Consider the following 3703-nt stretch of genomic DNA (forward strand, 5'->3'; position numbering starts at 1 on the left):
CAGGGAGCGGTACTCATCCGTGGAAGTGCGCCCCGGGCAGACGCCCGCGCACTCCCAGCCGCTGATCGCCAACACCACGACGAGGGACACGATCCCGCGCACGACTGGGTCGAGGACCAGGTGTGGACCGCGGCGAGGGTGGCCACGCTGATCGGCAGGAGGTTTCACGTCTCTTACAGCGTCTCCGGCGCGACGAGGCTGATGCGCGCGGTGTGCCGCGTGCCGCGCACCGCTCGCCAAGGTCTCCACGAGGTGGAGCGCACCAGCGGGTGACGGAAGTGCAGTCGCCGGGTACCCAGGTCGGTGTGCACCAGGTGAACCCGTTCGGCAGGAGCGAGATCGTTCAGGGCGTCCCCGAGGTCGGCGAGCCTGGCGCGCGGCCGCTTGCAGGATGCCGAGGTCGCTGGTCCCCTCCAGCGCTGCCAGCAGCAGTCGCTGCGATTCCTCGGGCAGGCCGGCGATCCGGGAGCCGAAGAGTTCTCCCAGGCGTCGAGGGAGGGGCAGTACGGTGGGCAGCTCCTCCAGCGCGGCAAGCTGCGCCGAGCGCAGCGCGGTGGGCAGCTCCAGCAGCGCCAGGGGGTTGCCCTGTGCGGCGGTCATCAGACGCTGGCGCACCCTGCCGGCGAGGCGCGGGAACCGGGTGGTCAGCAGGTGGTCCGCCGCCTCCTTGTCCAAAGGCGCCAGCCCGTACTCCTGCAGTCTGCCGCTCTCGTGCAAGTCCGGTGATCCCGAGCGCGCAGCGGCGAGCAGACTCACCCCGCTGCCGGTCATTCTCCGCGCCACAAGATCCAGTACGGCGGCACTTGACCGATCGATCCAGGGAAGGTCGTCGATGACCACCAGCAACGGCTGGTCAGCGGCGACCTTCTGCAGCAGGACCAGCGTGGCGTTGGAGACGACCAGTCTCTCTGCGGCGGTGGTCCGCTTTCGAACCCCAACGCGACACGGAGCGCCTCGCGGTACGTGTCCTCGAGGCAGTCCATCGCTTCCTGAAGCGGGAAGAGAAGGTGTGGACGTTCGCGATATTCCCCAGCCTTGTGTTCACGTAATGGGCCAGGTCCTGGCTTGATCGGGCTCTAGGTGATCTTGGGTTTGTCGGTCTTGATGGTGGGGTTCTTGGGGCGTTTGTTCGGGCGGTAGCTGGGTCCGTTCATCATGACTTGGTGGCTGGTGTTGATCAGCCGGTCGAGGAGGGACTCGGCGACGACGGGGTTGGGGAAGAGGGGATACCAATCGCTGGGTGCCCGGTTGCTGGTGATGATCAGAGACCGGCCTTGCCGCTCGGAGACGAGTTCGTAGAGGTCGTCGGCCTGGGCCGCGGACAGCTGGCGCATGGCGAAGTCGTCGAGGATGAGCACGTCGGGCCGGATCAGTTCGCGGATGCGGCGGTCCCAGGTGCGGTTGGCGTGGCCGCCGGCCAGCTCGGCCAGGATGCGGCTGGTCTTGGCGAACCGGACGTTGGCGCCCTGACGGACGGCGAGGTGGCCGAGGGCCTGGGCGATGTGGGTCTTGCCGACGCCGACCGGTCCGAAGAGGATCACGGACTCGCCGGCGTGCAGCCAGCGCAGGGCTCCCAGGTCGCGAATCTGAGCCGCGGGCAGTTTCGAGGAGGCGGTGAAGTCGAACTCTTCGAGGGTGACTTGCTGCTCGAACTTCGTGCGTTTCAGGCGTCGTTCGAAAGCAACGGTTTCGCGGCGGGTGATCTCGTCCTGGCAGAGGACCTGAAGGAAGTCCAGGTGTCCGAGTTCGCCGCCGTGGGCTTGGAGGAGGCGGGCGTCGAGGGTCTCCAGCATCTCGGACAGCCGCAGGGCCTTGAGTGATGCCCGCAGAGCGGTGTCCATCACGCTCATCACGCAGCACCGTCCTGACCCTGGTCGTCGTGGTCGCCGTCCGCCGCGTCGGGGGTCTCGACGGTGGCAAACAGCCCTTGGGGCCCGTGCAGGAAGGCCGCGGCTCCGGCGTCCCCGGTCTCCGGTTCGGGGTCGGTCTCGGTGCCGGCGATCAGGATGCCCTTGATGGTGCGGTAGGAGGGGTCGCCGACCGCGATCGCCTTCGCGCACGCGGCCTCCAGCCGCGTCTCGCCGTACTTCGGCCGGCGAACGCAACCGCCTCCGGATGCAGCGGCACCGCCTCCCCGGGGGCGACATGCCGGCGCACTACGGTCTTGATGCGGTCGTAGACGATGCTCATCGGCACCCCGCCGAAGTGCGCGAACGCCCGGCGATGGCAGTCGAAGAAGGTCTGCAGGTCCTGGCTGGTGGTGAAGCAGCAGAACGGGTCGCGGGAGTACGACAGCGTCATGTGGAAGGAGTAGACCTTGCCGATGCCCATGTGGGCGAGGATCTTTCCCTCATCCCCCCAGTCGACCTGGGCCTGGGCGCCGGGGACCACCTCGAAGCGGCGGTGCAGGCCTGCCAGCTCCTTCGGGGTGATGCCCAGCTCCCCGGCGATCCTGGGGCGGGCCTCCTGAACGTAGAGCTTGACCCGCTGGTAGCTGCCGGTGAAGCCGTAGTCCCTGGCCAGCCGCTCGTAGATGACCGTGGCCTTCATCAAGATCTCGGCCCGCAGCATCGAGTCGATCAACGGCGCGAACTCGTCCACCACCCGCTGCGGCGCGGACCACTCGAAGCCCGCCGCGGCGGTGAGGCAGGCCCCTCGCCGGCCAGGTACTTGCGGACCGTCTTGCGGTCCAGCCCCGTCTCCCGGGCGATCTCCGACAGGCTCATCGCCCCGGACTCGAACAGGCCACGAAAGCGCCGAAGTTCCACCCAACGATGCGGATCCAGAACCATCGTCAGCCGTCCTTTGCCACCCCGAACCGGCCGAGCAGCAGAGTGCCAAGCGCCGACCCTCAGCGTGTCAGGAACTGGCCGCGTTCACCCGTACGCGGTTGGGGACGTTCAGGTGTACGCCGACACCTCTCACGCGGGCATCCGCCGAGGCAGCCTGGAACGATCACTCACGCATCGAGCCGGTGGTGCGGGATCAGGTAGCAGGGGACGCGGCTCCCGGTGCGTGACGCTTCAGCTGTTCGGCGACTTCCTTCAGAATTACGTCAGAGAGTTCCGGATCGGCCACTGCCCTGGAGATGAGCATGGCGCCCACCATGGCGCTGAGGGTGAGCATCGCCTCGGCCTGTGCATCCTCCTTGTCGGTGAGGCCGGCGATCAAGTCCAGGTAGGTGCGGACCTGCTTTTCGTAGGCGGCTTTGAAGCGCTGGTCGCTGCGCCCAGCGGCAGCGCCGAGGGTGACCAGGGCGCATCCCGTGGCGGGCGCATCGCGGTGCTGGTTGGCGAGGTAGGCGTCGATCAGGCCGGCCAGCGGCTGTTCCTTGTTCCTTTGCGCGGCCTTGTCCATCTTCGCCGAGCCCTCCGCCGGGGCGCGGTCCGCGGCCTGCGCAATCAGGTCGTCGCGGGAGGTGAAGTGCTTGTAGAAGCCGCCGTGTGTGAGTCCCGCCTCCTTCATCAGATCCACGATGCCAGGGCGGGTCACGCCCTCTACACGTTGAGGATGAGTCGCATCCGCAGCGGGTCGGGCCGCCGGGCTGTCAGGCAGAAAACGCAGGGGCCACTCGACAGCCTCCGGGGCTGCCGGCGAGAAGGCCGCTGGGTACTGAACTTGATTGGGTGATGTCGGTGCCGTTCGCCTGACAGTTGGGTGTCGGCACCGGTAGCCCCGGGGGTGTGAGGTACGCGCAGGGCGG

The 3703-nt window shown here is 67.9% G+C and carries 3 protein-coding genes and 2 pseudogenes; 1 reads left to right on the forward strand and 4 read right to left on the reverse strand.

What is annotated here, in order from left to right:
- Positions 1 to 138 precede the first annotated feature (138 nt).
- On the forward strand, positions 139 to 273 hold the full coding sequence (locus tag ACFYOH_RS44500; protein WP_388638011.1) for a hypothetical protein: 135 nt from the start codon (positions 139 to 141) through the stop codon (positions 271 to 273).
- 803 nt (positions 274 to 1076) lie between these two features.
- Here the strand turns inward: ACFYOH_RS44500 and istB are convergent.
- The 4 genes and pseudogenes from istB to ACFYOH_RS44520 form a co-directional block, all read right to left on the reverse strand.
- Positions 1077 to 1850: an IS21-like element helper ATPase IstB gene (gene istB / locus ACFYOH_RS44505; protein ID WP_388638005.1), complete on the reverse strand. Its 774-nt coding sequence runs from the start codon at positions 1848 to 1850 to the stop codon at positions 1077 to 1079.
- Positions 1850 to 2095 (reverse strand): annotated as a pseudogene (locus tag ACFYOH_RS44510) (IS21 family transposase); the annotation flags it as partial. The gene istB and the pseudogene ACFYOH_RS44510, both read right to left, overlap by 1 nt.
- Positions 2092 to 2792 (reverse strand): annotated as a pseudogene (gene istA / locus ACFYOH_RS44515) (IS21 family transposase); the annotation flags it as partial. The pseudogenes ACFYOH_RS44510 and istA, both read right to left, overlap by 4 nt.
- Positions 2793 to 2985: 193 nt before the next feature.
- Positions 2986 to 3474 carry a TetR/AcrR family transcriptional regulator gene (locus ACFYOH_RS44520; RefSeq protein ID WP_388638008.1) on the reverse strand — a complete coding sequence of 163 codons (489 nt, stop codon included), beginning with the start codon at positions 3472 to 3474 and terminating at the stop codon, positions 2986 to 2988.
- Positions 3475 to 3703: the final 229 nt, after the last annotated feature.

Origin of the sequence: Streptomyces sp. NPDC007856 (genome assembly GCF_042868225.1) — a bacterium.
In the GTDB taxonomy this organism is placed as follows: domain Bacteria; phylum Actinomycetota; class Actinomycetes; order Streptomycetales; family Streptomycetaceae; genus Streptomyces.